Raw genomic sequence first — 1,080 nt, 5'->3', positions numbered from 1 at the left:
GGAATCAGGATGCCCAGGGTACCGGCGTTACACACGATGCCGGCGCCGAACGCCTGCGGGTAACCGGAACGCACCATGCCGGCGATGGCGATGGAGCCGACCGCAGCGACGGTGGCCGGCGACGAACCGGACAGCGCGGCGAACAGCATGCACGCCAGTACCGCACCGATGGCCAGGCCGCCACGGATGTGGCCGACGCAGGCGTTGGCGAAGTCGATCAGGCGACGCGCCACGCCACCGGTGGTCATGAACGCACCGGAGAGCAGGAAGAACGGAATCGCCAGCAGGGTGTAGTGCTCGGAGGTCTCGAACAGCTTGATCGCCAGCGAGCGCACCGAGTCCGGGCTGAACAGCATGATGGTGATCGAGCCGGCCAGGCCGAGCGACGCGGCGATCGGCACGCCGATGAACATCAGCAAAAACAGCAGCAGGAAGAGGAACAGAACGGTCATTGCTTGGGCTCCTCGTGCTCATTGATTTTCAGCGCATCGGCGGCTTCGTCAGCCAGGCCGAGGCCGGTCTGCTCGTTGCGCAGGATACGGACGAGGATTTCCAGGAAGCGGATGAATACCATGGCGTAGCCGAACGGCACGATCATGCCGATGTGCCATTGCTGGATGCCGTAGTGGCCGAGGTCCTCGGCACCGATGCCCGCCCTGAACAGGGTGCTGACCCAGTCGAAGCTGCCGACGGCGATCAGGCCGGCGTAGCCCAGGCAGGCCGAGCAGGCGATCACACCGATCACGCGCTGTACGCCGCGCGGAGCGAGTTTGACCAGGGCGTCGACGCCGATGTGGCCGGCGGTACGCACGCCGTAGGCCAGGCCGAAGAAGATCAGCCAGCCGAACAGGGCCTTGGTCAGGGCATTGCTCCAGGTCATCGCCTGGGCCATGTCGAGAATGGAGTCGCCGATGCTGAGCAGAAACTCGTTACCGCCGAAGGTGTCACCCAGCCAATAGAACAGGGTGTAGAAGTTGTTGAGGATCACGTAGACGAAAGTGATCAGCGTCATGGTCGCCAGGAGGAAAGCGATAAAGCCTTCCTCGAAGTGCTCCCAGCCGCGCCGCAAGGCGTTCATGG

Annotated in this window: 1 protein-coding gene and 1 pseudogene; both read right to left on the bottom strand. The window is 63.9% G+C overall.

What is annotated here, in order from left to right; genetic code table 11:
* Positions 1–452 (bottom strand): annotated as a pseudogene (dctM, locus tag EGJ86_RS24875) (C4-dicarboxylate TRAP transporter large permease protein DctM); the annotation flags it as partial.
* Positions 449–1,078, bottom strand: a complete 630-nt coding sequence (locus EGJ86_RS24870; RefSeq protein WP_125836945.1) for a TRAP transporter small permease — start codon at positions 1,076–1,078, stop codon at positions 449–451. The gene EGJ86_RS24870 and the pseudogene dctM, both read right to left, overlap by 4 nt.
* Between the last annotated feature and the right edge of the window lie 2 nt (positions 1,079–1,080).

Origin of the sequence: Pseudomonas sp. o96-267, from assembly GCF_003935465.1 — a bacterium.
Taxonomy (GTDB): domain Bacteria; phylum Pseudomonadota; class Gammaproteobacteria; order Pseudomonadales; family Pseudomonadaceae; genus Aquipseudomonas; species Aquipseudomonas sediminis.
Note: the sequence above shows the minus strand (reverse complement) of the source record. Positions and strands in the feature narration are given on the sequence as shown.

What these genes read in the sequence shown, in the direction of transcription:
- EGJ86_RS24870 (WP_125836945.1), bottom strand. Translation starts at nt 1,078, where the DNA reads ATGAACGCCTTGCGGCGCGGCTGGGAGCACTTCGAGGAAGGCTTTATC.